Origin of the sequence: Actinomadura chokoriensis, assembly GCF_041463665.1 — a bacterium.
Classification (GTDB): domain Bacteria; phylum Actinomycetota; class Actinomycetes; order Streptosporangiales; family Streptosporangiaceae; genus Spirillospora; species Spirillospora chokoriensis_A.
Genome location: NZ_JAXCEJ010000033.1, coordinates 1 through 26,379, shown reverse-complemented (window position 1 = coordinate 26,379; position 26,379 = coordinate 1). Strand labels below are relative to the sequence as shown.

The window sequence follows — 26,379 nt, the reverse complement described above, 5'->3', positions numbered from 1 at the left end:
GTGGAACAGCGAACCTACAACCAGTACTGCGCGACCGCGCGCACCCTCGACCTCGTCGGCGAGCGCTGGACGCTGCTGCTGGTCCGCGAGCTGCTCACCGGGCCGAAACGGTTCGGCGACCTGCAGGCCAGCCTGCGCGGCCTCGGCACCGGCCTGCTGGCCTCCCGCCTGAAGCACCTGGAGCGGGAGGGCCTCGCCCGCAAGACGACGCTCCCGCCGCCCGCCCGCACCCCCGTCTACGCGCTCACCGAGGCCGGCGAGGAACTCGGCCCGGCGGTCCTGGAGCTGGCCCGGTGGGGATTGAAGTGGGCGATGGGCGAGCGGCGCCCGGCCGAGACGTTCCATCCGGGCTGGACGGTTCTCGGTCTGCGCGCCTGCTTCGATACCGAGGCCGCCGCCGGGCTGCGCGCCGTGTACGAGTTCCGCGTCGGCGACGAGGTGTTCCACGCCCGCGTCGACGACGGGACGATCGAGGCGCTGCACGGCCCGGCCCAGCACCCGGACGCGACCATCACGATCAGCGAGGACGCCTTCGTCGCATTGACCGGCCAGGGCGGGACGTTCGCCGAGGCGATCGAGAGCGGCGCCGCGTCGGCGTCCGGGGACATGGAGGCGCTGCGCAGGCTGAAGGGCCTGTTCCGGCTGCCGCCCGCGCGGGCCCGGACGTCGCCCTGACCGTCGCGGGCCCGTCCCCGAGATGCGGCCAGTACACACTGGAAGGCCGTGGAGTGTGTATCGTGTGCGCCATGGCGAGACTCAACATCACACTCCCTGATGAGCTTGCCGCCACGTTGCAGGGCCTCGCCGAGGACAAGAAGATCGCCTCGGTGTCCGGCTTCCTCGCGGACGGGGCGCGCCTGAAGCTGGCCTTCCTGCGGGACTCCTCGACCATCGACGACCTGTTCGGCCCGCCGGGTCCGGACGAGCAGGCCATGGTGGACCGGCTCGTCGAACGCGGCGCGCCGGACCGCCGGGACGTCGCGTGATCACCGGTCACGTCTTCGACGCGACCGCACTCCTGGACCTCGCCACCGGCAAGACGATCTACGTCCGCGCCCGGCTCCGCGCGTCCATCGCCCAGCACGCGACCATCGTGATCCCCGCCACCGCGCTCGCCCGCGCCTGGCAGATCGTCCCCGACCACGGCCGCACCGTCCTGGAGCGGCTGCCCGGCATGCAGGTCGTGCACGTCGACGACCTCGACGACGTGATCGCCCAGCAGACCGGGCTGCTGGTGACCACGATCCCCAGCCTCGGGATGGACGCCGCGCAGGCCGCGTGGTCCGCCCGCTGGCGGCGCTGGCCGCTGATCACCGCCGACCCGGAGGTCTACGAGGCCGTCCCGGGCGTCCGGGTCGAGCAGATCCCGTAACCGAGGGCCTCGTTCTCGATCCTGAGACGGGTCCTGAGCAGCCAGAGGTTGGCCCCCGTGAACAGCAGCGCCGTGCGCCACGCCGTGTGGACGAGCGGCAGCGCGACGCCCTCCGCGACGACGGCCACGTAGTTCGGGTGCCGCAGGCGGCGGTAAGGCCCGCGCTCAACGAGCGGCATGCCGGGCACCACGATCACCCGGGTGTTCCAGCGTTTCCCCAGGCTGGCGATGCACCACCAGCGCAGCGCCTGGGACGAGACCGCCAGCGCCAGCATCGGCCAGCCGAGCGGCGGCACGAACCGGGTCTTGCGCGCTTCCAGCAGCGCCCCGCCCAGCAGCCCGGCGTGCGCGGCGGCGATCAGCGGGTAGTGCCGGTTGCCGTGCTCGACCCCGCCGTGCCGCCTCGCCCAGGCGCGGTTGCGGCGCGCCACGGCCAGCTCGGCGAGCCGTTCGGCCGCGACGAGCGCGATCAGCGCCGGGTACCGGTTCACCAGCGCAGCAGGACGAGTTCGGCGGAGAACCCCGGGCCGAGCGCCATGAGCACCCCCGGCTCGCCGTCGGGCGGGCGGCGCCGCGCGATCGTCTCCTCCAGCACGTTCAGCACCGACGCCGAGGAGATGTTCCCCATCGTGCGCAGGGAGTTCCAGGTGATGTCCAGGGCGCCCGGCTCCAGGTCGAGCCCCCGCTGGATGCTCTCGATCACCTTCGGGCCGCCGGGGTGGCAGACCCACGAGCCGACCCGGCTCGGGGAGAGCCCGTGGTCGGCGAGGAAGGCCGTCACGTCGCGGGCGAGGGTCGCGTCGACGTGGTCGACCAGGTCGGCCGCCAGGACGACGCGGAACCCGTGGTCGCCGACCTCCCAGCCCATGAGGCGCTCGGTGCCGGGGTAGAGCCTGCTGCGGGTCGCGACCACCCGCGGCCCCTGGTGGACGCCGGTGTCCCGCCGGTCCCCGAGCGCGACCACCGCGGCGGCCCCGTCGCCGAACAGGCCGGCGGCGACCAGGTTGGCCACCGACGTGTCGTCGCGCTGGACGGTCAGCGAGCACAGTTCGACGCAGACGAGCACCGCCACCCGTTCGGGCCAGCCGCGCAGGAAGTCGTGCAACCGGGACAGCCCGGCCGCCCCCGCCGCGCACCCGAGGCCGAACATCGGCACGCGCGTGACGTCCTCCCGCAGCCCGGCGCGCTGGGCCACGCGGGCGTCCAGCGAGGGCGTCGCCAGCCCCGTCGAGGAGCAGAAGATCAGGTGGTCCACGTCGTGCGGGGCGAATCCGGCCCCGTCGAGCGCGTCCCGCACCGCGCGCGTCGCCAGCTCGACGGCCGTCTCGATGTAGACGTCGTTGGCGCCCGTGAAGCCGTCGAGCTTCACGTACTCGTCGATCGGCAGCGTCAGGTTGCGGCCGGTGACCTGGGTCGCGGCGTGGAAGCGGCGGACGAGTTCCTCTTTGGCGTCCGTGCGTTCCACGACGGCCCGCGTGATCTGGTCCTGGTCGTAGTGATGGTCTGGCACGACCGTCCGTACTGCGGCGACGCGCATGGCTCCCCCAAGTGTCCCCTTCGGCACTTACCCAGCACGTCGCGTAACACTCGGTGTCAGGGAGTCAGCTCCAGTTCCAACTGCTCGACGGCCGGTTCGGGGTCCGGGGGCGGGGGCGCCGCGGGCGGCCGGGACCGGCCCGGCCACCACCAGTTCGCGTGGCCGAGCAGACTCATCAGCGCCGGGACGAGGACGAGCCGGACGATCGTGGCGTCCATCGCGACGGCGACCGCGAGGCCGAGCGCCATCATCTTGATCGTCGGATCGGGCTGCGGGACGAAGCTGGCGAACACGAAGATCATGATGAGCGCGGCCGAGGTGATGAGCCGGGCGGTCGCCCCGATGCCGATCACCACGGACTCGTGCGGGTCGCCCGTCCGCTCGTACTCCTCCTTGATCCGCGACAGCAGGAAGACCTCGTAGTCCATGGACAGCCCGAAGATCAGGGCGAACATGAACAGCGGGATGAACGACATGATCGGGATGGCCTGGTCGACGCCGAGCAGCCGCACCCCCCAGCCCCATTGGAAGACGGCGGTGACGACGCCGAACGAGGCGCCGATCGACAGCAGGTTCATGAGCGCGGCCTTCAGCGGGACGATCACCGAGCGGAAGGCGACGACGAGCAGCAGCAGCGCGACGCCGACCACCGCGACGACGACGGTCACCATGCGGTCCCCGACGGTGGCGGCGATGTCGATGATCGCCGGGTTCTCGCCGCCCAGGTAGATCTCGGTGCCGGGATGGGCGTCCCGCACGGCGCTGATCTCCACGTCCCGCAGATGGTGGACGAGATCGGTGGTCGACTCCGCGTGCGGGGCGTCCCGGGGAACGACCCGGACGATCGCCGTCTTCCCGGTCACGATGGGCTCGCCGACGGAGACGACGCCGGGCACCTCGGAAAGCCGGGTCTGGAGTTCCTGGGCGACGAGGATCGCGTCCTTGTCGGGCTTCTTGCCCGGGTCCGGCGCGCCCTTGGGAACGGCGGGACGCGGGGACGGGCTCGACTCCGTCACGGCGGGCCCCGTCAGGCCCCCCAGCCCTTCCTGTGCGTCAACCGTGGGCACCACGCGCTTCGGCTTGGCGTGCTTCTCCTCTCCGGGCACTTTCGCGACGACGACGAACGGGCTGTAGTGGCCGGCGCCGAACTCTCGGGCGACGATGTCGTAGGCCTGCCGCGCCTCCATCTTCGGGGACGACATGCTGTCCGCCATCACGCCGAACCGCAGGCTGAGCGTCGGCACGGAGAGCGCCAGCAGGACGAGCGTCGCGGCGATGGCGTAGGGCCAGGCGTGCCGGTCGACGTGCCGTCCCCAGGCCGTCCAGCGGCGCGAACTCCGGTCCGGGCGGACGCGCGGCAGCCGGTACCGGTCGATGCGATGCCCGAGGACGCCGAGCACCGCGGGCAGCAGCGTCAGCGCGGCGACGACCATGACGGCGACGGCGAGCGCGGCCGCGATCCCGATGCGTCCGATGAACTCGATCCCGGACAGGAACAGCCCGCAGATCGCGAACACGACGGTGCCGCCGGCGAAGACCACGGCGTGCCCCGAATGCGCCATGGCCCGCCCGACCGCGGTCTCGACGTCGTCGCCCTCGGCGAGCTGCTGCCGGTACCGGGTGACGACGAACAGCGCGTAGTCGATTCCCGCGCCGATGCCGAGCATCGCCGCGACCATCGGGGCGGTCGGCGCGATCTGGAACAGCGACGCCGAGAAATGGATCAGCGAATAGGCGACGGCCATCCCGCACAGCGACACCAGGATCGGGATGCCCGCCGCGAGGTAGGACCCGAACGCCAGCAGCAGCACGACCAGCGCCAGGCCGATCCCGACGACCTCCTGCGGCCCGCTCTTCGGCTGGTTGACGATCATCGCGACGATGCCGCCGAACTTCACGTCCAGCCCGGCCATCCGCGCGGGCTCGACGGCCCGGTTCAGCGCGTCGAGGTCGGCGTGGCCGACCTCGCTCATCGTCCCGGCGAAGTTGAGCCGCACGACGACCGCGTTGTCGTCCTTCAGCCCGCCCATGCCCTGGGCGTAGGGGTTCTCGACGAACGCGACCCGCTTCAGCCTGCCGATGTTCTCGATCGACTGGCCGATGGTGAGCGCGACCCGCCAGTCCGCGGGGCCGGCCTGCGGGGTCTCGTGGAAGACGACGGTCGCGGTCGGCCCGGTCATCGCCGGGAAGTCCTGACCGAGCGTGTCGATGGCGCGCTGGGTCTCGGTGCCCGGCAGCGTGCTCTGCTGGACGAACATGCCCCCGTGCATGATGCCGAGGACGCCGGCGCCGAGCATGGCGACGACCCACAGCTCGAAGACCGTCCGCCGCCGCCGCACGCAGAGACGCCCGAGTGCGTCCAGGAATCGGCCCATGGTGGCAGAGAACACCGACCGCTGCCGTTTTGCAACAGATGCAACTTTGCAGTCATGGTAATGTTCGTCACATGGACGACGAGCCGGCCCGGCCGAGCCTGCGGGAGCGCAAGAAGCTGCGCACCCGGCAGGCCATCGCGACCGCCGCGCTGCGCCTGTTCGCCGAGCGCGGCTACGAGGAGACGACGATCGCCGACATCGCCGCCGCCGCCGACATCGCGCCCCGCACGTTCTTCGGCTACTTCCCGTCCAAGGAGGACGTCGTCTTCGCCGAGGTCGACGACCGGCTGGCCGAGGTCTCCGAGCGGCTGCGCCGCACCCCCGGCGAGGCGCCGATGGAGACGATCCGGCGCAGCATCGTCGACGTCCTCAACGCGGTCGTCGCGGAACACGCCGACTACGGGGCGGTCCAGGTGGCCCTCGTCCTCGAACGCCCCGCCCTGCGCGCCCGCGCCCTCCAGCGCCTGACCGACGCCCAGGAGGTGATCGAGGCCCTGCTACGCGACCTCTGCCCCGGCATCTCCGAGGTAGACGCGGTGGCCGCGTCCGGCGTGGCGATCGGCGGCATGCAGGCCGTCGTCGCCCACTGCCGCCGCGAAGGCTACGACCCGCGCTCGATGCGCACCGCCCTCGACCGCGCCGTCGAGATCGTCGAACACGGCCTGGTCTCGGTCGAGGCGCTCTCCCGCCCCTCCCCCTGAACCCGCTTCTCAGTCGTTGACGATGACCTGTTGGACGATGATCGTTCCCGTGCCGTAGGCGTTGTAGTAGATCGTCACTTCGTCGAGCTCCAGCCAGTACATGTCCGCGACGCCTTCGTAGGGCATGCTGCCGGATGGATGAGGCTGTTCCAGCAGCAGAAGGATGACGTCGAAGACCAGCTTCCGAAGGCCCTCCGGAAGCGCTGCCATCTGCCGCCGAGTGGCCGGGGGGATCATCAGGTGGTCAGGCATCGAGCTTGCCTGCCGCCCATTCTTCCGGGGTGGCGTTGCGCCAGCGATCGAGGTCGTCGCGATGGATGACGAGGGTGCCGTCGGGAACGCTTCCCTCGTCCAGCGCCTTGCGGAACTGCTCGGCCTGCCAACGCAGATGGTCGGTGAACATGACGTCGTACATGGTCTTGGAGACCACGACGACGGGTGCGGAGCCGTGGCGAGTGATCTCGACCGGCTGTCCGTGCGCTGCTGCGGAGTGAATCTTGCCCAGTCGGCTACGAGCATCCTTCAGAGGGACACTTTCCATGGCAAGAAGTATACACTTCTACCGCAGATGTGTGCACTTTCCGCCAACGCCAAGAGCCTCGATCATGACCGTACGGCGCGGGTCACCAGGGGCCGTAGGGGCCCGAGCGGGAACCGCCGCGGCCGCCGTTCTTCTTCCGGTAGGGGGCCACGGCGGGACGGACGTCCGCCAGGTAGACCGCCGCCGCGATGAACGCGGCGACGGGGAGGATGCCGATCAGCAGCGCGATGGGGCTGGCGTTCAGCGCGGCGGGCGCGACCGCGTACGCGGCGCCGACGACCGCCGCGACGATCAGGACGATCATCCAGAGCTTCTTGCGCCACTTGCCCGCCGCCTCGTACGCGCCCTCGGGCACGGTCAGCGAGTCGATCAGCGCCCATGCCTCCATGACGAACGCGATGATCAACAGCAGCCAGAAGAAGTAGTCCACCACGTTGAAGTGCGACATCAGCGCTCCTGCTCGTCTCCGACGGCGACTCCCCTTGCCGCGCACAGGGCGTCCGCCTGCCCCAACCCTATGCGCACCGTCCAGCGGGACAGCCCGTTGGAACAGACGAAGGAGCCCGGCCGCGTGTTCCCGGCCGGGCCCCCTCCTGCGGCGCCGTTACTTCTTCGTGGTGGAGCGGGTCTGCCGGGCGGCCCCGTTGCTGCGCTGCGCGCGGGCCTTCGGGACCGGCTTCGCGTCGGTCTCGGTGATCTCGGCGACCTCGACGGCCTGGCGGTTGACGACCTTCTTGCCCCGCTCGGCGAGCTCGTCGATGAACTCGACGGCGCGGGTGCCGAAGTGCGTGGCGTAGGCGACCGCCGCGCCCGGCAGGTCCTTGGCGTCCACCCGCTGCTGGTACCGGGAGACCTCGCCGCGGTAGCGGTCCACGGTGCCGCGGACCTGCTCGCGGTAGCGGTCCACCTGGCCGGGGACCTCACGGATCTTCTCCACCGCGAAGTCGCCGGCGCCGGCCACGGCGTAGACGGCCTTGCTCTCTCGAAGGTTGCTGGCCAGCGTCATCCGACCTCTTCCTTTCCGTTGCGTTCGTGTGCCTGTGCTGGTTCACGTGCTGGTTCACGCGCCGGCTCCGGTACCGCTCGGCCCGGTGCAGCCGCGTCGGCGAACTCGGTGCCGAGCACGCCCGTGGCCTCGTTCTCCTTGAGGAACGACGCGTAGATGTCGAGCAGGACCTGCTTCTGCCTTTCGGTGAGCAGGAGGTCGGCCCGGACGGCGGCCTGGACGTCGGTGTCGGCCTCGCGGTCTTCAAGGATGCCCGCCTGCACGTACAGCGCCTCGGCGGAGATCCGCAGCCCCTTGGCGATCTGCTGCAGGATCTCGGCGCTCGGCTTGCGCAGGCCGCGCTCGATCTGGCTCAGGTACGGGTTGGAGATGCCGGAGACGTCCGCGAGCTGGCGCAGCGAGATCTTCGCCCGCGTGCGCTGTTCCCGGATGTACTCCCCGATGGAGCCGACCTTCGAACTTGCCATGACTCCACAGTGCGCCATGACTGCTTGCAATTGCAAGCGGCCCAGCTAGCACTTTGTGGTGAATCGCCTCACATGCTCGAAAGGTCGGAAATGACGGAGCCCGGCGCCGTCGGGACGACGACGCCGGGCCTGGTCGCGCGGCTCGGCCGGACTCAGCTCACCTGCGAGGACGGGGCCGTCCAGGTGTTGCAGACGGTCAGGTCGCGGCCGTCGAAACCGGTGATCACCCAGCCCGCGTAGTGGCGGCCCAGGCCGTGGTCGCGCTCGTCCGGCGGCTTGCGGTCCTCGCCCCGGCCCCGGACGTCCACGATCATCGCGACGTACTGCTCGCGCGTCATCGGCAGCGTGGCCCGCTCGGACCCGAGGAACGCGCCCGCGAAGCACTGCGCCTGCAGTTCGATGCGGCGGCTGGCCTCGTTGCCGGTCGCCCGGTCGCCGGTCTCGATCTGCCGGTCCCCGTAGAGGAGGATTCCGGCGCGGTCCTGGACGTGGTGGCCGTACTCGTGCGCGATCACTCGGGCGTACACCGCGTAGTGGGACAGGGGCTCCCCTCCCGACGTCTCCACGACGTGCTTGAGCCCGACGTACATCGTGTTGTTCGCCGGGCAGTAGAACGCGGACGCGCCGGGAGCCGGATAGCTGCCGCACGGGCTGCGGCCCGGCTCCACCCAGAACACGCGCTTCGGCCTGTCGAACGTGATCCCGGCCTTTTGGAACTGCCGCGCCCACGAGGCGTCCAGGCAGTCGCTCAGCGTCTCCATGAACTGGCGCATCGACTCGGCGGACGGCTGGATCTCCGGCAGCCGGCAGCTCACCGGCGTCAGCGAGCCGGTCCTGTACAGCTTGCTGCCGGTGGCCTTCTCCTTCGCCGACGCCGGACCGGTGCCGCCGCCGGGCGAGGCGGTCGTCCCCGTGCCGCCCGCGGCGTCCCGCGTCCCGCCGAACGCGGCGAGGCCCAGGATCGCGACGACGACAAGGGCCGTCAGCCCGCCGAAGATGCCCGCGATCGTCCCGCCGGCGCTGCGCCGCGGGGGCGGCCGCATCCGGACGTAGTGGTACTGCGGCTGCCCGTAGGCGGGCGGCCCGTAACCCGGCCCGTGCGGGGGCGGCGCGCCGTAGGGCGGCCCCCCGTACGGGGGCCCGCCGTACGGGGGCCGGCCATAGGGCGGCGCCGGCGGCCGGGGCGGAGGTGGCGGCGGGGGGTAATGACCTGCCATAGCGCAGAATCATCGCACGCGTTCCCGATACTATTTGCGGCCATGTCTGCTCTTGCGGCGTTGTTCCGGTTCCGGCCAGTCGTCCTGACGCTGACGGCCGCGACCCTGATCCCTGTGCTGACCTCCTCGCCCGCGTCGGCCGGGTCCGCGACGCCCCCGTCCGGGGCGATGGCCGCGAACGAGCGGGTGCTCAAGGACGAGGTCGTCCTCACCCCCGGCAAGGGCGGCACCACCAGGGTGAAGGAGACGATCGTCTACCGGTTCGCGGGCGGCGAGGGCTTCGAGCGGACGTTCCCCACCCGCAGCCACGAGAGCCTCAGCGAGGACCGCGTCCACAAGCTCGACAACCTGCGGGCGAGCAGTCCGGACGGCGGCCCGGCGAAGGTCGTCGCGTCCAGCGCGGGCACGAGGACGACCGTCAAGGTGACCGGCGCCAAGGCGCTGACCGGGGACCGCACGGTCGTGCTGGAGTACGACCTGCGCGGCGCGATCATCCCGATGGGCGCGGCGGAGGAGCTGCGCTGGCCGGTGGTCGGCGGCTGGAAGGTCCCGCTGGACGAGGCGAAGGCGACCGTCGACGGCGGCGCGGTGATCCGCAGCGTCAACTGCTTCACCGGGCCGGTCGGCAGCACGATCGGCTGCACGCAGTACTACACGAACCACGCCCACACGCAGGGCGTCTACGCGCAGCAGGGGATGCTGCCCGGCGAGTACATGACGGTCGTCGCCGGCCTGCCCGCCGGGACGACCGGGGGCCGCGCCATCTACGAGCGCCGGCACACGGTCGCGACCGCGTTCTCCGTCAACGCCGTGACCGGCGGGGCGCTCGCCGGCCTGCTGGTGCTGCTGGTCGGCGGCGTGGTGGCCCTCTACCTGCTGCGCGGGCGGGACGCGCGGATCGTCGGCAGGAAGGCCGCCGAGGGCGACCAGGCGCCGCTCGCCGGGTCGGAGTTCGAGCCGCCGGACGGGGTGCGCCCCGGCCAGATCGGGACGCTGATCGACGAGCAGGCCGACGTGATCGACGTGACCGCGACGATCGTCGACCTCGCCGTGCGCGGCTACCTGCTGATCGAGGAGGAGGACCGGGCCCGGACCGGCCGCCTCGACTGGACGCTGCGCCGCCTCGACCGCCCCGAGGTCGGCCTCCTCCCCTACGAGCGGATCCTGCTGGACGCGCTGCTGACCGCCCCGGACGGGTCCGGCCGCGACGCCGTCAAGCTGTCGGAGCTCGGCGGGACGTTCGCGACGAAGCTGGCGCAGGTCAGGTCCGCGATGTACGACGACGTGGTGAAGCAGGGCTGGTTCGCGCGGCGTCCCGACACCGTCCGGTCGCGCTGGACGGTCGCGGGCATCCTCGTGACGCTGCTCGGCGTCGCCGCGACGGTCGCGCTGGCCCTCACCACCGAGTGGGCGCTGGCCGGGCTCGCACTGATCATCGCGGGCGCGGCGCTGGCCTATGGCGGCCAGTACATGCCGGCGAAGACGGCGCGCGGCGCGACGGTGCTCGCGCACACGATCGGTTTCCGGGCGTTCCTGGAGCGGGGCGCCGTCCCGGACGGCGACGCGGCCGCGTCCCGGCAGCGCATCGCGCTGTTCTCCCGCTTCCTGCCTTACGCGGTCGTGTTCGGCACCGTCGGGAAGTGGGCGGAGACGGTCAAGGACGCGGGCGAGCGGGCCGAGGGCGCCGACAACCTCTACTGGTACGAGGGCCCGGCCGAGTGGGACCTGTCGAAGTTCGCCGAGTCGATGCGCACGTTCACGCTGGCCACGTCGGGGTCGATCTCGCAGTCGCGCGGCATGTGACCGGCACCGTTCGGTTACCGGGCGGTTAACCGCCCGAGGCCGGGTAAGGGCGGGGGCGAGGAGGTGTCGCCTCATGCTCGCCGATCGTGCCCCCGGTAGCGTCGGAAACGCCTGGTTCCTCTACATCGGGCCGGCCGTCATCTTCCTGGCGGTCGTCGCGTGGGTCCTGGTCACGCTGACGGCTTCGCGCGTGGGGCCGCGCAGGCGGACTCCGGGGGGCGGCCTGCCGAATCGCGGTCCCGTCCAGGGCGGCATCATCCAGGGCAGCCCGTCCCAGCGGTCGCGCCGCGACCCGGCGCCTTCGGTCACGCACCGCGAGGTGATGGCGGACGTTGAGGCGGACGTGGAGTACGAGCGCGCCCGCGAGGAGGCGGAACGGGCCGCTGCGCCCGCGGGCGCGAGACGCAAGAGACGGCGTGGCCTGTTCGGCTCGCATAGGGGCCGCTGACCCGCGCCGCTCGCCCGGACACGACGTCCGCCGGAAGCTCCCTCATCCCACCCCCCGGCGGACGTCGTCCGCGCCCGCGGTGGCCGCCGTGACCCCTTCCGGCGGTCACCGCGGGTCGCCTTGATCGCCTCTCGTAAGATGTCTGACGTCTTACTTTGGGAGGATTCGTGGGGTTGAGTCCCGTTTCTACCGGGTCGCGGTGAGCGCGCGGCGGGCCGGAACGGCCGGCGCCCTGCTGATGATCGTCATCGTGGCGGTCAACCTGCGGCCGGCGCTCGCGGCGGTCGGGCCGCTGCTGACCGAGATCAGGGACGAGTTCGCGCTGTCCGGGACGGCGGCGGGCGCCCTCACCACGCTCCCCCTCGCCTTCTTCGGCTCCTACGGGCTGGTCGCCGCGTTCCTGCCGCGCGCCCCGCGCGGCGAGACCCTGCTGGTCGGCGCGATGGCGCTGCTGGTCGCCGGGCTGCTGCTGCGGCTACTGGACGCCCGGGCCGCGCTGTTCGCCGGGGCGCTGGTCGCCGGGATCGCGATCAGCATCGGCAACATCGCGATGCCGGGGATCATCAAGCGGGACCATCCCGCCAGGATCACCACCGTGACGGCCGTCTACACGGTGGCGGTGACGACCGGGGCCGCGGTGACGGCCGGGCTGGCGGTGCCGGCCCGGCACCTCTTCGACGCGACATGGCGGCTGCCGCTCGGCCTGCTCGCGATCCCGGCGGCGCTCGCCGGGATGCTGTGGGTGCCGCGGGCGCGGCGGGCGGCGCACGCGGCGCGGACGGCGCGGCCCGCGGCGGCCCCGCGCGGCGTCGCGGCGCTGGTGTGGCGGTCGGGGCTGGCCTGGAACGTCACGATGTTCATGGGCATGCAGTCGCTGCTCGCCTACGTCGTGCTCGGCTGGCTGCCGACGATCTGCCAGGACCGAGGGATGGACGAGACGTCCGCGGGCTACGTCCTGGCCCTGTCGGCGGCGATGCAGGCGGCCGGGTCGCTGGCCGTCCCGGTGCTGGCGCGCCGGGCCCGCGACCAGCGCCCGCTGGTGGTCGCCACGGTGGTGCTGACCCTGGCGGGTTTCGTCGGGGTCACCTGGGCGCCGATCGAGTCGGTGTGGGGCTGGACGATGGTCATGGGCTTCGGCCAGGGCCTCGGGTTCGCCGTCGCGCTGTCGTTCATCGGGCTCCGCGCCCACGACGCGCAGATCGCGGCGCAACTGTCCGGGATGGCGCAGGGCGTCGGCTATGTCATCGCGGCGACCGGCCCGCTCGCGCTCGGCGCGCTGCACGACGCGACCGGCGGTTGGAGCGTTCCGATGATCGGCGTGCTCGCCGTGTGCGCCGCCATGACGGTGCCCGGGGTGGCGGCGGGACGCATCCGCACGGTCGGCGCACCCGCCGCTCCGGACTCCGATGGGGTTAATTCGGAAACTAGCGGACACATCCCTAATTGACCCTCATATGGGCCGATATCCCATCGGGAGGTGGACCGATGCACGCCGCGATCCTTGCCGGCCCGACCCAGACAGCGGCCCTCATGTGGGCGTGGCTCATCATGGTGGTGGCCGTGGTCGGGTTGCTGAGCTGGCTCTTCCTGACCATCGAGGCCTCGGCCAGGAAGGTCCACCCCGACCGGCGGAACGACCAGGACAACCACCGCGGCATGGAACAGGGCGGCCTGTACACCTACCGGCCGGGGATGTTCTCCCACAGCTACCCGCCCGCGCGGGACGGCCAGTGGCGGGAGTTCCGCAAGGACAACCCCCAGCCGGGCCGCGAGCCGCGCAAGCCGTGGCCGGACGGCGTCCTGTACGAGCAGACGGTGTTCAAGGAGGAGTTCGAGGGGCTCAAGCAGCGGAGCCGGAGCCGCTAGCCCGCGCGTCGACCTGCGGCGAGTCGTTGTTATGAGCGCGCCGGAAGCAACAACATGCCGCAACTCAACGGGGTGAGCTAGAACACTCCGGCCGCGGGACGGATGGCGCCGACGACGGCGTTCCCTCCCCGCACCTCGACGATCGCGAGCTCGTCCAGCCCGGACTCGTCGAAGCCGAGCGCCCGCAGCAGCGCCACGGTGACCGGCGTCCGTGCCCGCATCGCCCCGTCGTCGATCTTGACGGCGCCGGCCCGCCCGTCGTCGAACGCGAACGCGTCCACGCCCTCGGCACCGCACTTCACGAGCAGGCCCGGGACCGCGTCCATCAGCTGCCGCTCCTCGCGCCGGGTGCCCGACGTCCACTGCGGGTGGGTCCGCATCGCGTCCGCGACGCGCCGCTCGGGCGTGCCGGGACCGGCCAGGACGAGCGCCCGGAACGCCCGCGCGACCCCGGCCGTCGACACCGCGAACAGCGGCGCTCCGCACCCGTCGACGCCCACCGCGGTCACCGGCTCGCCGGCCATCTTCTCGATGACCTCCCGGACGGCGATCTGCAGCGGGTGCCCGGAGTCCAGGTAGGTGTCGGTGGGCCACCCGGCCGCGACGCACGTCGCCAGCATCGCCGCGTGCTTGCCCGAGCAGTTCATCCGCACCCGCGACGGCCCGCCGCCCGACCGCGCGACCGCCTGCTGCGTCTGCGGGTCGAGCGGCCAGCTCTGCGGGCAGCGCAGGTCACTCGCAACCAGCCCGGCCCCCGCGAGGATCTTCTCCGCCCCCTCGACGTGGAAGTCCTCCCCCGAGTGGCTGCCGGACGCGAGCGCGAGCAGCTCGTCGTCCAGGTCGAGCCCGCACCGCAGCATCGCGACCGCCTGCATCGGCTTGTTCGCCGACCGGGGGAAGATCGGCGCCTCGGCGTCCCCCACCCGCACCGCGACCGTCCCGGCGGCGGCGATCCCGACCGCCGCGCCCCGGTGCCGCGACTCCACGAACCCGGACCGCTCGACCTCGACCAGCACAGGATTGATCTCCACCGTGTCCTCCGTCCCGCCCGCGGGTCTCCCCACCCGGTCGACTACCCCGCCCACCGCGCCGAACCGGCCCGCACGCGCGCATGATCGCGATTATGCGACCCCTTGACCCCGCCTCAGACCGCACGTCCCCCGCCCGGGGTCACTTCAGGATGAGCAGGATGAAGATCAGGCAGCAGATGATGTTGATCAGCCAGCTGTGCGAGTTCATCCACTCCCGCACCCCGGGCATGACGCGCTCCGCACGCTGCCGGAACACCAGCAGCATCAGCAGCGGCAGCGCCGCGACGAGGACCGTCGCCGCGATGAACACCGCCGCCGAGCCGAAGCCCGCGTGGTTCTGTTCGAGGTTCGCGCCCACCGTCAGCATCACCACGATGTCGGACGGCATCAGCAGGATCAGGAGCAGGCCGGTCTTGAACGCCCTGCCGGGCCCGGCCTCCATCAGCGACCCGAGCCACTTGGGCGGCTCGATCGTCGCCCGCTTCACGTAGTTCCGCACGATCGCGGCCAGCAGCAGAGCCACCAGCACGTACTGGACGATGTGCCCGACCGACGAATTGTCCGACGACTTGCCCAGCGAGACGCCGTGGCCCAGCAGCGAGAAGACGCCCCGCGCGATCGCCACCCCGACGGACGCCGATATCGCCACGCCCGCCAGGAACGCCAGCGAGGACCGCACCGCCTTCGGCGTCGTCACCAGGACGATCGCGGTCATGATCTGCGGCCCCGCCATCATCGTGATGGCCAGCGGGAGCACCTGAAGGTTCATGCCCTCTCCGTCCCCCGGGGGAAGCCGTCCTCACCTGGTCACGGTAAGTGAACGGCCGGCGCCACCACTCCGCCCGGTGATCGTTTCCCCTGGATGACCCCGAGATCAGCGAGCCTTGGTCTTCAGGAGTGCGCGGGCGTCCGCTGGGGACATGGGCGGACGTTGCGCCAGGGTCGCGGCCTGGGCGGCGCGCACCACCAGCTTGACGTTCGCCGTCACCGGCTGGCCCTTCGCGAAGGTGACCGTGTCCTCCATGCCCACCCGCAGGTGGCCGCCCGCCGACAGGGCCGCGAACATGACGGGGAGGGACGTCCGGCCGATGCCGGTGGCCGCCCATGTGGCGCCGGACGGGAGCGCTTCGACCGCCGCGACGAGGGAGCGGGCATCGCCCGGCATGCCGCCCGGCACGCCCATCACCAGGTCGCAGTGGACGTGGCCGCCGTACGGGAGGCCGTGCTTGTCCAGCAGCCTGTGCAGCGCCGCCACGTGACCCAAGTCGAACAGTTCGAACTCTGGGACGACCTCGAGTTCCTGGGTGCGCTTGTACAACTCCACCATGAACGGCCAGGGGTTCATGAAGACGTCGTCGCCGAAGTTGACCGTCCCGCAGGTGAGCGAGCACATGTCGGGCTCGGCGTCCAGGACGCGGAGCCGGTCCTCGTACGGGTCCGTGACCGCGCCGCCCGTGGACAGTTGGACGATCAGCCCCGTGCTCTCCCGCAGTGCCGTCACCGTGTCCCGCAGCCGGGACGGGTCGAGCGTCGGCCGCGCGTCGTCGTCGCGGATGTGCACGTGGATCACGGCCGCGCCGGCCGCCTCGCACTCCTTGGCCGTCTGGACCAGTTCATCCAGGGTGACGGGCAGGGCCGGGACGTCCGCCTTGGCGGACTCCGCGCCCGTGGGCGCCACCGTGATGAGCGTCGTTGCTCCCATAGGCGGCAGAATGCATGGTCATGCGTGCCGTAGTCCAGAGGGTGAGCCGGGCCAGCGTGTCCGTGGCGGGTCGTGTCGTCGGCGAGATCGAGGGGCCGGGGCTCCTGGTCCTCGTCGGCGTGACGCATGAGGACGGCCCGGAAAAGGCCCGCAGGCTGGCCGCGAAGCTCTGGGGGCTGCGCGTCCTCCAGGACGAGAAGTCGTGCTCGGACGTGAACGCGCCGCTCCTCGTCGTGAGCCAATTCACCCTCTACGGGGACGCGCGGAAGGGCCGCCGCCCATCCTGGACGGCCGCCGCCCCCGGCGAGGTCGCCGAGCCGCTGGTGGACGCCGTCGTCCACGAACTGCGGCACCTGGGCGCCAAGGTCGAGACGGGCGAGTTCGGCGCGGACATGCAGGTCGCGCTCGTCAACGACGGCCCGATCACGCTGATCGTCGAGGTCTAGCGGAAGCCGTAGACCATCCCGACCAGGGCGGTGATCGTGCCCGCGGCGGCGAGGAGGATGAGGGCGCGGTCGGGCAGGGTGAGGCGTCCGCGGACGTCCGGGGAGACGACGACCACGCCGGTCTCGCCCTCGTCCCGGGGCGCCTCCCGCTGGAACGGGTTGCGGAGGCCGGCGAGCCGCCACAGGGCGTCGTTGCGGAGCCGCTGGTGGTCCGGGCCGCAGGCGAACAGCCGTCCCCGGGTGCGTTCGGTGCAGGCGGCGCCCTGCTGGCTCAGGATCCGGCACAGGGTCGGGACGAGCAGGAACTCGTACAGGCACCAGGCCAGCAGGCCGAGCAGCGCGACCCGCCACGAGTGCAGCCACCACGCGGCGGCGGCGAGCACCGCGAACAGGGCCCACCACACGAGCGCGGACTCCCGGCGCGGGCGGCGCCGGGTGCCCCGTCTGGCCGCCGGCGGCTCCCGCTTCCCAAGGTTCGCGACCATCGGTAGGAATCCACCTTCCCCGGGCGGCGGCCGGTTAGAAATCGTCTATATCTGACGATATTCGCCCAGAGTGCAGGGTGCTACCCGTGTCTCGCCGACCGGCGGCGCAGAGCGATCTGCGCGTTCGACCCGGTGTCCGGCGAGACGACGACCTCCTGCGCCGCCGCGACCCCGCCGGCCAGCAGTTCCGCGTCCACCGGGACGTTCCGCTTGACCATCGCCAGCGCGATCGGGCCCAGCTCGTGGTGCCGCGCCGCCGACCCGACGAACCCGACGGCGCGGCCGCCCGGGATCTCCACCGGGTCGCCGTGCGCGGGCAGCCGGTCGACGCTGCCGTCCAGGTGCAGGAACACCAGGCGGCGCGGCGGCCGCCCGAGGTTGTGGACGCGCGCCACCGTCTCCTGCCCCCGGTAGCAGCCCTTGTTCAGGTGGACGGCCGTCTCCACGTAGCCGGCCTCGTGCGGGATCGTCCGCTCGTCGGTGTCGAGCCCGAACCGGGGCCGGTGCTCGGCGATGCGCAGCGCCTCGTACGCCCAGACGCCGGCCGGGTCGAGCCCCTCCGGGAACTCGCCCCGCGGGACGATCCGCGTCGTCGTCCCGGCGACGTCCGGCCAGGCCGGGTGCTCGGAGCCGGACGGCGGCCCGGTGACGACCATGTACTCGTCCGACACGTCGGCGACCTCGACGCGGAGCATGAACCGCATCCGGTCGAGGAACTCCACCAGGGAGGGGGCCGAACCCGGCTCCACGTGCGCCCAGACGGCCTCGCCGTCATCGACGACGAAGAGATGATGTTCGACGTGGCCCTTGGGGCCGAGCAGCAGCGCCTCGGTCGGCTCGAACGGCTTCAGCGCGTCCAGGTGCTGGCTGAGGAGGCTGTGCAGCCAGCTCAGCCGGTCCGGGCCGGAGACCTTCACGACGCCCCGGTTGCTGCGGTCGACGAACGCGGCCCCCCGTTCGAGCGCGCGTTGCTCCCGCGCCGGGTCCCCGTAGTGCCCGGCGACCTCCTGGTCGGGCGGGTCGGCGGCGACGGCTCCGGGCGACTTCAGCAGCGGGCTCTCCATGCCGTCCAGACTATGTCGCGCGGCACTCCTTGCACCGCCCGTAGACGGTGAGGTGGTGCACGTCCGTCTCGAAGCCGAAATCGCGCGCCAGGACGTCGGCGAGACCCGCCGCCGCGCGCGGATCGACGTCCTCCACCGTGTGGCAGCCGCGGCAGACGAGGTGGATGTGCTCGGCCTCGGCGGCCAGGTGGTAGTTCGGCGGGCCGTGCCCGAGGTGGGCGTGCTTGACGAACCCGAGCTCTTCGAGGAGTTCGAGCGTCCGGTACACCGTGGAGATGTTCACCCCGCGGGCGGTGCGCTGGACCTCGGTGCAGATCTCCTCGGGGGTCGCGTGCTCCAGGTTGGTGACCGCTTCCAGGACCAGCTGGCGCTGCGGGGTGACCCGGTACCCCTTGGCCCGCAGATCCTCCTGCCACGACTCGACCATGTCCCGAGTCTAGATCCCGGCGTCCGGGGCTCGCCCCCGCCCGGGATCCTGCCCTCGGAAAATCTGTTTGCCTCGCCGCGCGGGCTCACATAACGTGCGAGATACGCGCGAAAGGAGGTGGTCCAAGCAATGGTTGATTGTAGGACTCGCGAGGTGACTGTCCGCTAGTCGCCGTTCCGCCTCGGAGCCGCCGCCCTCGGGCGGTGGTCGCCGGTCGCGACGGTGACCGGCGAATACCAGGCAGTTACCCGGTCCCCGGACCGATGGACCCGTCCTGTCCATCGCCCCGCCACCCGGCGGGAGGTCCGGGGATCGTTCATTTCCGGGGGTCGGCCGAAGGCCGTCAGGACACCTTCTTGAGCTGCGCCGACAGGTGCGACTGCAGCGGCTGGCCGACGGCCGCCATGTCGTACGCCCAGCCGAGGTCCTCGCCGATCAGCCCGTACAGGCGGTGCCCGCCGGTGACCTCCTTGGCCGACTCCGTCCGCGCGACGACGTCGGTCTGGAGCTCCACCCGGTTGAACGCCACGGTGCCGACGTAGATCTCGATGATGCCGGTGGGGTGGGCCAGCGTCACCTCGACCCGGTGGTCGGGACGCGGCCGCCAGTAGCCGGTCTCCACGGCCAGCGGGCGCCCGAGCGCGCCGTCCGGCTCGATCATCCAGGTGCGGCTCGAGTAGATCAGGAAGGGCTTCCCGTTGTGGGTGAAGGACAGCTCCTGACCGAAGTTGAACGACTCGATCGTCGGGTAGCCGCCCACGCCGGCGCCCTCCCAGGTGCCGAGCAGGAACTTCAAAGGCTCAAGGTCCGGGTGCAGCTCAGGATCCATGGACACCGAGCGTAGCGGCGCGCGCGGACCCCCGCGTCCCTCCCGGGGACAGGACCGCCGCCCCTGCCCGGCGCCGCCTCCCGCGGTGGACCGGCGCGCGGCTACTTCAGCCGCCCCAGGCGGATCACGAGGAGAACGGCGGCGACCGCCATGAGCCCGAGTGCGAGGACGAGGATCCCCGCGTTCACCATGCCACCCACACCGCAGGATGTTACGGGCGCGGCCGGGCTAGAGTGCGGTTATGGCGAGACCACTGGTGATCAAGGTGACGGCGGGGGCGGACGCCCCCGAGCGCTGCAACCAGGCGTTCACGGTGGCGGCGGCCGCCGCGGCGAGCGGCGTCCCGATCTCGCTGTGGCTGACCGGTGAGTCGGCCTGGTTCGCACTGCCGGGACGGGCCGCCGGGTTCTCACTGCCGCACGCCACCCCCCTGGACGACCTTCTCGCCGTGGTCCTGTCCGCCGGACGCGTCACTCTCTGCACCCAGTGCGCGGCCCGCCGCGAGATCGGCCCGGACGACGTCCTGCCCGGCATCCGCATCGCGGGCGCCCCGACGTTCGTCGAGGAGATCACCATGAACGACGTCCAGGCCCTCGTCTACTGACCCGTCCCACGCGAGGTGGACGGTCGTGTCCAGGCTCAGCCTCCGCATGGCGGCCGGACGGGCGGCCGGACGGGCCCCCGCGACCCGCCGTCCGGCAACACAGCGGTCGGACATGGGCTGACCTGTGCCGCCAGTGCTTCCGGCGCGGCGAGCCAGGAGGGCGGCGAGGAGGCCGGCGGTGGTGGAGCCGGCGAGGCCGAGCATCAGGTCGCCGATGGTGTCGCGGTAGATCGTGACGCTTTCGGGGGTGTCGAGGATGAAGACGCCGTACTCGAAGAACTCCCAGCCGATGGCCGCGATGGCGCCGGTTCCGGCGCAGGTCAGCGCCAGTGTCCAAGGTTCGAGGCCGCCCCGGCGGCGGAGGGCGACGCCGGCGGCGGCGCTCAGCAGGGCCCAGTTCCCGAAGTGGCAGGCGTCGTCGAACCAGGAGACCGTGTCATAGAGGTCGGCGGCGTTCCCCGCGACGTCCACGACGAACGGGAGGGTCAGCAGGAGATCCACGTCCCACGGGAAGGGCCTGCGCCGGCCGCGCAGCGCCCAGACGAGCGTGACGAGCATGACGGCGGCGGGGTACGCCGCGACGCGGGCGCCCATCGCCTTGTCCGCGAACCGGTCCCATTCGGGGAACGCGACGGCGAGGCCCAGCAGGACGGCGAGGGCCGCCTTGGCGGCGAGCGCGAACGGGCGCCAGCGAGAAGTGTCCATGCCAGGAAGCCTGGCCTTTCGCCCCATCGGGCCGCATCGGCGCTACTACTCAGATGCGCCTGAGTGCGAGCACACCCCCGGCCCGTGTGCGCGGCCGGGGGTGCGCGATCGGAACCCGGGTCAGGGCAGGACGACCCCGCCCAGGGAGGCGCTGCGCCCCTGGATGCCGAGGGACGCGGTGCTGAACACCTTGATGCCGGACACGGTCACGCCCGACGCGGTGCCGCCGAGCATGTAGAGCGACCCCTCGGAGCCGTTCTCGCCCGCGACGCCCACGGTCAGTTCGGCCTTGCCGTCACCGTTGAGGTCCGCGAGCGCCACCTGCGAGCCGAAGTGGTCGTTCTGCTCGGACCCGCCCGGCACGCCGTCGGTGTCCTGGGAGAACATCTGCGCTCCCGCGCCGGTCACGCCGTCCGGCCCGCCGTACAGGACGGTCGCCGCGCCGGCCCGCGCCGTGGTGCCGATCGCCTCGTCCGGCGCGCCCACCGCGACGTCGGCCCGGCCGTCGCCGTTGACGTCCCCGACGGCGACGGACTTGCCGAACGCGTCGTTCGGCTCCTGCGTGTCGGGAACGCCCTCGGTGTCCTGATCGATCACCGTGGGGTCGCCGAGGCCGGACGCGGCGCCCGGATACACCCTGACCTCGCCGCCTGGACGGTCCGCCGCGCCCACGACCAGGTCGGCCTTGCCGTCACCGTTGACGTCGCCCGCGGCCAGCGACTCCACCGTCACGCCGGTCGTGGTGAACGCCGGGGTGCCCGCGACGCCGGACGCCGAGCCCGGGTAGACGTTCAGCCGGAGCCAGTGGTCGTCGCCGGCGATCGGCGGCCACTCGATGCCGATCGCGAGGTCGGCGTACCCGTCGCCGGTGAAGTCCGCGGCGGTGGTGGCCACCGTCGGCGCTTCGCCCTCGCCCTGCCCGATGCCGGTGACGGCCCCGTTGACGTCACCGGCGGCGAGGTTGCGGTAGACGGCGAACGCCCCGGCGTGTCCGGCGGCGAGATCGGGCTTGCCGTCGTGGTCGAAGTCGGCGGCGCTGACGGTGACCGCGCCCTCGCCGAACCCGACGGCGCGGGACGACAGGCCGTTCGCGCTGCCGTAGATGATCGTGATCCATCCGCCGGGGATCGGGCTCTGGTTGTTCTCGCCCTCCGCGACGACGGCCAGGTCGGCGTACCCGTCCATGTCGAAGTCGGCGGACGCGAGCGAACTGCCGAACCGGTCGTAGCTCTCCGGAACGCCCGGCATGCCGGCGCTGTCCTGCGTGATCACCTGGCGTTTCGCGGCGTCCGGACCGGACGAGCCGCCGTAGACGACCGTCACGAACCCGGCCGCGGTGAGGCCGGACACGGTACCGGACGGGCTGCCGAGCGCCAGGTCGCGCCGCCCGTCGCCGTTGAAGTCGCCGGGCATCGCCGGGACGCGTGGCGCGGCCTGCGCCGGAAGCGCGGTGAGCCAGGCCGTCCCGGCGGCCACCGCCGTGAACGCGGCGAGCGCCGCGGTGCGCCGGCGCCGGTCTTGTCGAGTCATCTGCATCCTTCGGCGGGGAGGTGGACCAAAGCACGAGATCTCCTAGACAGGACGCCTGGAGATCATCTGCGGTTTACCGGACGTTCCCTCCGCACCGCGCGCGATAGAAAAGACGCAGAACGGATATAGGTCAGCGGACACCCCGTCCAGGAGGAGCCTGCCGGATGCTCGACGTACCCCTATGGGCCTGGGGCGCGACGATCGGACTGATCGCCGCGCTGTTCGTTCTCGACTTCCTCGTGGCCGTCCGGCGGCCGCACGCGGTGCACATCAAGGAGGCCACCTTCTGGTCGGTGTTCTACATCGGCATGGCGGTCCTGTTCGGCCTCGCCGTGTGGGGCCTCGGCGGGTCGACGGCGGGCACCGAGTACTTCTCCGGCTGGCTCGTCGAGAAGAGCCTGTCGGTCGACAACCTGTTCGTGTTCGTGATCATCATGGGCCGTTTCGCGGTGCCGGCCGAGTACCAGCAGAAGGCGCTGCTGTTCGGCATCGCCGCCGCCCTGCTCCTGCGCGCCGTCCTCATCGCGATCGGCGCCGCCGCGATCAGCCTGTTCTCCTTCACGTTCCTGATCTTCGGGCTGATCCTGATCTGGACGGCGGTGCAGCTCGTCCGGCACCGCAACGAGGAACCCGACGTGGAGGACACCTTCCTCGTCCGCAGCGCCCGCAAGATCCTGCCGGTCAGCGAGAGCTTCCACGGCGGGCGGATGCTCGCCCACGAGGACGGACGGCGCGTCATGACGCCGCTGCTCCTGGTCTTCGTCGCCATCGGCAGCACGGACGTCCTGTTCGCGCTGGACTCCATTCCCGCCGTGTTCGGCGTCACCAAGGACCCGTTCCTCGTCTTCTCCGCCAACGCGTTCGCGCTGCTCGGCCTGCGCGCCCTCTACTTCCTCATCGAGGGACTGCTGGAACGGCTCGTCTACCTGTCGATCGGCCTTTCGGTGATCCTCGCGTTCATCGGCGCCAAGCTGATCCTGCAGTTCCTGCACGAGGACGTCAGCCACTCCATCCCCAAGGTTCCGACCACGCTCTCGCTGGGCGTGATCCTGGCCATCCTCCTTTTCACGACCGGCGCCAGCCTCGTCCGCGTCCACGCGCATCCGGAGGAGAAGGCCAAGGCCGGTTCCCTCCGCAAATCCCGCGAGAAGAAGCCCCGCGAGCGGGAACCGGCCGACCACTGACGGCACCGCCGCCCGCCTTGTCGGTCCTCGCGGCTCAGCCCATGCTCTTCGCGCCGTCCAGGCTCTCGCGGATGATGTCGGCGTGCCCGGCGTGCTGGGCCGTCTCGGCGACGATGTGGATGAGGGCGCGGCGCACCGACCAGTGCGTCTCGGTGTTCCACGGCGCCTTCGGCAGTTCGTGGACGGTGTCCAGGTCGGGCAGGGTGGCGACCAGCTCGTCGGTCCGGCGGGCGACCTCCGCGTAGGCGTCGAGGACCCCGGCCAGCGTGTCGCCGGGCAGCATGCGGAACTCGTCCGCCCGCCGCGCGAAGTCCTCCTCGGTCATCTCGTTGAAGTCCTTCATCACGGGTGAGCCGTCCACGATGAAGCTCGCCCAGTTCCGCTCGACGGCGGTGACGTGCTTGATGAGGCCGCCCAGGCACAGTTCGCTCGCCGTGGGCCGCATCGCGGCCTGCTCGTCGGTGAGTTCGCGCGTGGTGAAACGCAGGAAGTGCCGGGCTTCGGCCAGGGTCGCCAGCAGGTCGGCGCGCTCCCCGGTGACCTGGTCAGTGCTCTGCTCGCCCATGTCTTCCACCTTTCCCGTTCTCCTCGGTCAGTCACCAGGCTAGGAACCATTGCGGCCACTTCCTGACCTGAATCACGGGAGAATCGGGGACATGGCGAACACCAGTTCCCGAACGCTGCGGCTCCTGTCGCTGTTGCAGACCCATCGGTACTGGCCGGGCCCCGAACTGGCGGAGCGGCTCGAGGTCTCCGTCCGCACGCTGCGCCGGGACGTCGACCGGCTGCGCGAGCTGGGCTATCCGGTCGAGGCGTCGCGCGGCGTCGACGGCGGCTACCAGCTGGCGGCCGGGGCGGCGCTGCCGCCGCTGGTGATCGACGACGAGGAGGCCGTCGCGCTGGCCGTGGGCCTGCAGGCCGCGACGCAGATGGAGGGCATCGCCGAGGCGTCGGTGCGGGTCCTGGCCAAGGTCGCGCAGGTGATGCCGGCCCGGCTGCGCCGCCAGGTGGACGCGCTGCGCTCGATGACCGTCCCGGCCGGGTGGGGAGGCCCCGCCGCGACGGGCATCGACCCGGCCGTCCTCACCGTGATCGCGCTCGCCTGCCGGGACGGCGAACGGCTCCGCTTCTCCTACACCGCCGCGGGCGGCGACCGGACCGACCGGCAGGTCGAGCCGCACCGCCTCGTCCGCCTCGGCGCCCGCTGGTACCTGGTCGCCTACGACCTCGACCGGCACGACTGGCGCACCTTCCGTCTCGACCGGCTGGCCGCTCCCGCCGCCACCGGCGCCCGGTTCCGTCCGCGCGAGCTGCCCGCCGCCGACGCCGCCGAGTTCGTCCGCAGCGGCCTGAAGGAGATGCCGCGCCCGTACCGGGTGGAGGTGCTGTTCGACGCTCCGGCGGCGACGATCCGCGACCGGATCGGCCGCTGGTACACCGTCGAAGAGGTCGACGCCGAACGCTGCCGCGTCCGCATGACCACCGACGACCTGGACTGGACCGCCCTGGCCCTGGGCATGGCGGCAGCGGAGTTCCACGTCGTGGAACCGCCCGAGCTGCGCGCCCGGCTCCACACCTGGGCCGCCCGCTTCGCCCGCGCCTGACCCCGCGCCGGGGCGCTCGCAGGCCGGCGACGGGCGCGATCCACTGCTCACCGACCCGAAGATCTCCCACAGGTCTTGCGGCCCACCCAGATCTGTTCTACAACTTGTAGTACTACACGCTGTCGTTGATAGGAGCGGGATGCGGGTACTCATCGTGGGCGCCGGGATCAGCGGGCTCTCGGCCGCGCGGGGGCTCCATGCCGCCGGGCACCAGGTCACAGTGCTGGAGAGGGCGGACGCCCTGCGTGACGCGGGCGGAGCGATCACAGTGTGGCCCAACGGCGCGACCGTGCTGCGCGATCTCGGCCTGGACGTCACCGAACTCGGCGCACGGCTGTCGGGGATCGAGATGTTCAGCGCCCGGGGAAGGCGCGTCCTGGCCGTGCCAGGGAAGGAGTTGGAGGCACGACTGGGCGCCCCCTCCCTGGGCGTCGCGCGGCGCGACCTGCTGACCAGCCTCTACCAGGGGCTGCCCGCGGAGACCGTGCGGTTCGGGGAACGCTTCGCGCGGTACGGTCAGCACGGCCGGCTGGTGCACGTCGAGACCGGATCGGGGACGTCCTACACCGCGGACCTCCTGATCGGCGCGGACGGTATGTGGTCCCGGGTGCGCACCGCACTGTTCGGCGCCGGCCACCCCAAGCCGACCGGCTGGGCGACCTGGCAGGGGCTCACGCCGTCCGCGCTGGACCTCGGTGGGCGCTCGCTGATGCTCGCGGGCCGGGAGGGCGTGGCGGGGTTCGGACCCGCGGGCGATGGCCGGCTGTGGTGGTTCTTCGACGTCCCGCGCACGCCGGACGGTCCGAGCGGCAGCCCACTCGATCACCTGCGCCGCCGTTTCGGCGCCTGGACGTGGCCCGTGCCCGAACTCCTGGCCGAGATAACCGATGACGACGTGCAGATCTTCCCGAACCACCGGCACGCCTTCCCGCGCCACTGGGGCAGGGGACGCGTCGTGCTGATCGGCGACGCCATGCACGGAATGCCGCCCTTCCTGGCGCAGGGTGCCAACCAGGCATTGGAGGACGTGTCCCTCCTCCTGCGGCTCCTCGCCCAAGGAGAGGGACGGCTCGCTCACTACGGTCCGCTACGGCATCGCCGCGCCCGTCTCGCCTCGTCACTCGCCATGCGCGGCCGTCTCGGCGAGGGACCGTTCACCCTGCTCCAATCCGACCCCGCACTGCGTCCCCTGGCCGCGGTGTCCGATTCCCGGGCGACGGCCGCCGTCGCGGCCCTCATCCGGGCCACCAGCAACCGCCTCCAGACCCCGGCCGCCTAGCGCCTCGTCGACTTGCGGCGTGTCATTGCTTCTGGCGCGGCGATGTCAAGCGGCTGTTGCAACGAGGTACTCGTTGAGTGTTTGGGCTGGGGTTTTCCAGTTCAGGGTGTGGCGGGGGCGTCCGTTGAGCTGGCGGGCGATCTCGTCGAGGTCGTG

General features: G+C 71.8%; 31 protein-coding genes and 1 pseudogene. 13 read left to right on the top strand and 19 right to left on the bottom strand.

Features of this window, described 5'->3' with window-relative positions:
- From SM418_RS34145 to SM418_RS34135, 3 genes are all read left to right on the top strand, one after another.
- Nucleotides 1–675, top strand: a complete 675-nt coding sequence (locus SM418_RS34145) for a winged helix-turn-helix transcriptional regulator (RefSeq protein WP_371945746.1) — start codon at nucleotides 1–3, stop codon at nucleotides 673–675.
- A 71-nt stretch (nucleotides 676–746) separates the two neighbouring features.
- Nucleotides 747–986 (top strand): ribbon-helix-helix domain-containing protein, encoded by a 240-nt coding sequence (locus tag SM418_RS34140; RefSeq protein ID WP_131944559.1) that lies wholly within the window; start codon nucleotides 747–749, stop codon nucleotides 984–986.
- On the top strand, nucleotides 983–1,372 hold the full coding sequence (locus tag SM418_RS34135; RefSeq protein ID WP_371945747.1) for a hypothetical protein: 390 nt from the start codon (nucleotides 983–985) through the stop codon (nucleotides 1,370–1,372). Before SM418_RS34140 ends, SM418_RS34135 begins: the two co-directional genes overlap by 4 nt.
- Here the strand turns inward: SM418_RS34135 and SM418_RS34130 are convergent.
- From SM418_RS34130 to SM418_RS34120, 3 genes are read right to left on the bottom strand one after another with little or no spacing between them, the layout of a single operon-like run.
- A complete protein-coding gene (locus SM418_RS34130; protein WP_371945748.1) occupies nucleotides 1,330–1,863 on the bottom strand; it encodes an isoprenylcysteine carboxyl methyltransferase family protein in 534 nt (177 codons plus the stop codon). The two genes, SM418_RS34135 and SM418_RS34130, sit on opposite strands and share 43 nt — an antisense overlap.
- Entirely contained in the window at nucleotides 1,860–2,909 is a 1,050-nt protein-coding gene (locus tag SM418_RS34125; RefSeq protein ID WP_371945749.1) for a type III polyketide synthase, read from the bottom strand. The genes SM418_RS34130 and SM418_RS34125 overlap by 4 nt, the downstream gene beginning before the upstream one ends.
- A 56-nt stretch (nucleotides 2,910–2,965) precedes the next feature.
- Nucleotides 2,966–5,284, bottom strand: coding sequence for an MMPL family transporter (locus SM418_RS34120; RefSeq protein WP_371945750.1), 2,319 nt, complete (start codon nucleotides 5,282–5,284; stop codon nucleotides 2,966–2,968).
- Between the two features lie 71 nt (nucleotides 5,285–5,355).
- Here SM418_RS34120 and SM418_RS34115 point away from each other — a divergent pair, with 71 nt between their 5' ends.
- Nucleotides 5,356–5,985 carry a TetR family transcriptional regulator gene (locus SM418_RS34115; RefSeq protein ID WP_371945751.1) on the top strand — a complete coding sequence of 210 codons (630 nt, stop codon included), beginning with the start codon at nucleotides 5,356–5,358 and terminating at the stop codon, nucleotides 5,983–5,985.
- 9 nt (nucleotides 5,986–5,994) lie between these two features.
- Here SM418_RS34115 and SM418_RS34110 read toward each other — a convergent pair whose 3' ends face one another.
- The 6 genes from SM418_RS34110 to SM418_RS34085 all read right to left on the bottom strand — a co-directional run bounded on the left by SM418_RS34110 (nucleotide 5,995) and on the right by SM418_RS34085 (nucleotide 9,216).
- Nucleotides 5,995–6,237: a hypothetical protein gene (locus SM418_RS34110; RefSeq protein ID WP_371945752.1), complete on the bottom strand. Its 243-nt coding sequence runs from the start codon at nucleotides 6,235–6,237 to the stop codon at nucleotides 5,995–5,997.
- Complete coding sequence (locus SM418_RS34105) at nucleotides 6,230–6,526, bottom strand: type II toxin-antitoxin system prevent-host-death family antitoxin (RefSeq protein ID WP_371945753.1); 297 nt, start codon at nucleotides 6,524–6,526, stop codon at nucleotides 6,230–6,232. Before SM418_RS34105 ends, SM418_RS34110 begins: the two co-directional genes overlap by 8 nt.
- An 82-nt stretch (nucleotides 6,527–6,608) precedes the next feature.
- Nucleotides 6,609–6,974, bottom strand: coding sequence for a DUF2516 family protein (locus SM418_RS34100; protein ID WP_371945754.1), 366 nt, complete (start codon nucleotides 6,972–6,974; stop codon nucleotides 6,609–6,611).
- A 156-nt stretch (nucleotides 6,975–7,130) separates the two neighbouring features.
- Nucleotides 7,131–7,532: a hypothetical protein gene (locus tag SM418_RS34095; RefSeq protein ID WP_371945755.1), complete on the bottom strand. Its 402-nt coding sequence runs from the start codon at nucleotides 7,530–7,532 to the stop codon at nucleotides 7,131–7,133.
- Nucleotides 7,529–7,999, bottom strand: coding sequence for a helix-turn-helix domain-containing protein (locus SM418_RS34090; RefSeq protein WP_371945756.1), 471 nt, complete (start codon nucleotides 7,997–7,999; stop codon nucleotides 7,529–7,531). Before SM418_RS34090 ends, SM418_RS34095 begins: the two co-directional genes overlap by 4 nt.
- Nucleotides 8,000–8,151: 152 nt before the next feature.
- Nucleotides 8,152–9,216, bottom strand: coding sequence for a neutral zinc metallopeptidase (locus tag SM418_RS34085; RefSeq protein WP_371945757.1), 1,065 nt, complete (start codon nucleotides 9,214–9,216; stop codon nucleotides 8,152–8,154).
- A 42-nt stretch (nucleotides 9,217–9,258) separates the two neighbouring features.
- Between SM418_RS34085 and SM418_RS34080 the strand changes: the two genes are divergently transcribed.
- The 4 genes from SM418_RS34080 (at nucleotide 9,259) to SM418_RS34065 (ending at nucleotide 13,333) form a co-directional block, all read left to right on the top strand.
- Complete coding sequence (locus tag SM418_RS34080) at nucleotides 9,259–11,019, top strand: DUF2207 domain-containing protein (protein ID WP_371945758.1); 1,761 nt, start codon at nucleotides 9,259–9,261, stop codon at nucleotides 11,017–11,019.
- Between the two features lie 73 nt (nucleotides 11,020–11,092).
- Nucleotides 11,093–11,467 (top strand): hypothetical protein, encoded by a 375-nt coding sequence (locus SM418_RS34075; protein ID WP_371945759.1) that lies wholly within the window; start codon nucleotides 11,093–11,095, stop codon nucleotides 11,465–11,467.
- 199 nt (nucleotides 11,468–11,666) lie between these two features.
- Nucleotides 11,667–12,914, top strand: a complete 1,248-nt coding sequence (locus SM418_RS34070; RefSeq protein ID WP_371945760.1) for a CynX/NimT family MFS transporter — start codon at nucleotides 11,667–11,669, stop codon at nucleotides 12,912–12,914.
- A gap of 38 nt (nucleotides 12,915–12,952) precedes the next feature.
- Nucleotides 12,953–13,333: a hypothetical protein gene (locus SM418_RS34065; protein ID WP_371945761.1), complete on the top strand. Its 381-nt coding sequence runs from the start codon at nucleotides 12,953–12,955 to the stop codon at nucleotides 13,331–13,333.
- 77 nt (nucleotides 13,334–13,410) lie between these two features.
- Here SM418_RS34065 and SM418_RS34060 read toward each other — a convergent pair whose 3' ends face one another.
- From SM418_RS34060 to SM418_RS34050, 3 genes are all read right to left on the bottom strand, one after another.
- Nucleotides 13,411–14,364 (bottom strand): asparaginase, encoded by a 954-nt coding sequence (locus SM418_RS34060; protein WP_371945762.1) that lies wholly within the window; start codon nucleotides 14,362–14,364, stop codon nucleotides 13,411–13,413.
- Nucleotides 14,365–14,503: 139 nt separating this feature from the next.
- Nucleotides 14,504–15,133 carry a GAP family protein gene (locus SM418_RS34055; RefSeq protein ID WP_371945763.1) on the bottom strand — a complete coding sequence of 210 codons (630 nt, stop codon included), beginning with the start codon at nucleotides 15,131–15,133 and terminating at the stop codon, nucleotides 14,504–14,506.
- Nucleotides 15,134–15,238: 105 nt separating this feature from the next.
- The gene (locus SM418_RS34050) at nucleotides 15,239–16,066 is read right to left on the bottom strand and encodes a beta-keto acid cleavage family enzyme (RefSeq protein WP_371945764.1); all 828 of its coding nucleotides are present in this window, start codon (nucleotides 16,064–16,066) and stop codon (nucleotides 15,239–15,241) included.
- Nucleotides 16,067–16,086: 20 nt separating this feature from the next.
- Here SM418_RS34050 and dtd point away from each other — a divergent pair, with 20 nt between their 5' ends.
- Nucleotides 16,087–16,512 carry a D-aminoacyl-tRNA deacylase gene (gene dtd, locus SM418_RS34045; protein ID WP_371945765.1) on the top strand — a complete coding sequence of 142 codons (426 nt, stop codon included), beginning with the start codon at nucleotides 16,087–16,089 and terminating at the stop codon, nucleotides 16,510–16,512.
- Here the strand turns inward: dtd and SM418_RS34040 are convergent.
- From SM418_RS34040 to SM418_RS34025, 4 genes are all read right to left on the bottom strand, one after another.
- Nucleotides 16,509–16,997 carry a hypothetical protein gene (locus tag SM418_RS34040; RefSeq protein ID WP_371945766.1) on the bottom strand — a complete coding sequence of 163 codons (489 nt, stop codon included), beginning with the start codon at nucleotides 16,995–16,997 and terminating at the stop codon, nucleotides 16,509–16,511. The two genes, dtd and SM418_RS34040, sit on opposite strands and share 4 nt — an antisense overlap.
- A gap of 80 nt (nucleotides 16,998–17,077) precedes the next feature.
- Entirely contained in the window at nucleotides 17,078–18,061 is a 984-nt protein-coding gene (gene ygfZ / locus SM418_RS34035) for a CAF17-like 4Fe-4S cluster assembly/insertion protein YgfZ (RefSeq protein WP_371945767.1), read from the bottom strand.
- Nucleotides 18,062–18,071: 10 nt separating this feature from the next.
- A complete protein-coding gene (locus SM418_RS34030) occupies nucleotides 18,072–18,488 on the bottom strand; it encodes a Fur family transcriptional regulator (RefSeq protein ID WP_371945768.1) in 417 nt (138 codons plus the stop codon).
- Nucleotides 18,489–18,831: 343 nt separating this feature from the next.
- Nucleotides 18,832–19,317: a heme-binding beta-barrel domain-containing protein gene (locus SM418_RS34025; RefSeq protein WP_371945769.1), complete on the bottom strand. Its 486-nt coding sequence runs from the start codon at nucleotides 19,315–19,317 to the stop codon at nucleotides 18,832–18,834.
- Between the two features lie 241 nt (nucleotides 19,318–19,558).
- On the opposite strand from SM418_RS34025, the gene SM418_RS34020 reads away from it, so the two are divergent.
- Nucleotides 19,559–19,921 (top strand): DsrE family protein, encoded by a 363-nt coding sequence (locus tag SM418_RS34020; protein WP_371945770.1) that lies wholly within the window; start codon nucleotides 19,559–19,561, stop codon nucleotides 19,919–19,921.
- Nucleotides 19,922–20,083: 162 nt separating this feature from the next.
- Here the strand turns inward: SM418_RS34020 and SM418_RS38050 are convergent.
- Nucleotides 20,084–20,626: pseudogene (locus SM418_RS38050) on the bottom strand (DUF2238 domain-containing protein); the annotation flags it as partial.
- A 120-nt stretch (nucleotides 20,627–20,746) separates the two neighbouring features.
- The gene (locus tag SM418_RS34015; RefSeq protein ID WP_371945771.1) at nucleotides 20,747–22,156 is read right to left on the bottom strand and encodes a VCBS repeat-containing protein; all 1,410 of its coding nucleotides are present in this window, start codon (nucleotides 22,154–22,156) and stop codon (nucleotides 20,747–20,749) included.
- Between the two features lie 164 nt (nucleotides 22,157–22,320).
- Here SM418_RS34015 and SM418_RS34010 point away from each other — a divergent pair, with 164 nt between their 5' ends.
- Nucleotides 22,321–23,340 carry a TerC family protein gene (locus SM418_RS34010; RefSeq protein WP_371945772.1) on the top strand — a complete coding sequence of 340 codons (1,020 nt, stop codon included), beginning with the start codon at nucleotides 22,321–22,323 and terminating at the stop codon, nucleotides 23,338–23,340.
- 34 nt (nucleotides 23,341–23,374) lie between these two features.
- Here the strand turns inward: SM418_RS34010 and SM418_RS34005 are convergent, their stop codons facing one another.
- Nucleotides 23,375–23,905, bottom strand: a complete 531-nt coding sequence (locus SM418_RS34005) for a DinB family protein (RefSeq protein WP_371945773.1) — start codon at nucleotides 23,903–23,905, stop codon at nucleotides 23,375–23,377.
- 91 nt (nucleotides 23,906–23,996) lie between these two features.
- Here SM418_RS34005 and SM418_RS34000 point away from each other — a divergent pair, with 91 nt between their 5' ends.
- Nucleotides 23,997–24,944 carry a helix-turn-helix transcriptional regulator gene (locus SM418_RS34000; RefSeq protein ID WP_371945774.1) on the top strand — a complete coding sequence of 316 codons (948 nt, stop codon included), beginning with the start codon at nucleotides 23,997–23,999 and terminating at the stop codon, nucleotides 24,942–24,944.
- A gap of 139 nt (nucleotides 24,945–25,083) precedes the next feature.
- Entirely contained in the window at nucleotides 25,084–26,223 is a 1,140-nt protein-coding gene (locus SM418_RS33995; RefSeq protein WP_371945775.1) for an FAD-dependent oxidoreductase, read from the top strand.
- Nucleotides 26,224–26,379: the final 156 nt, after the last annotated feature.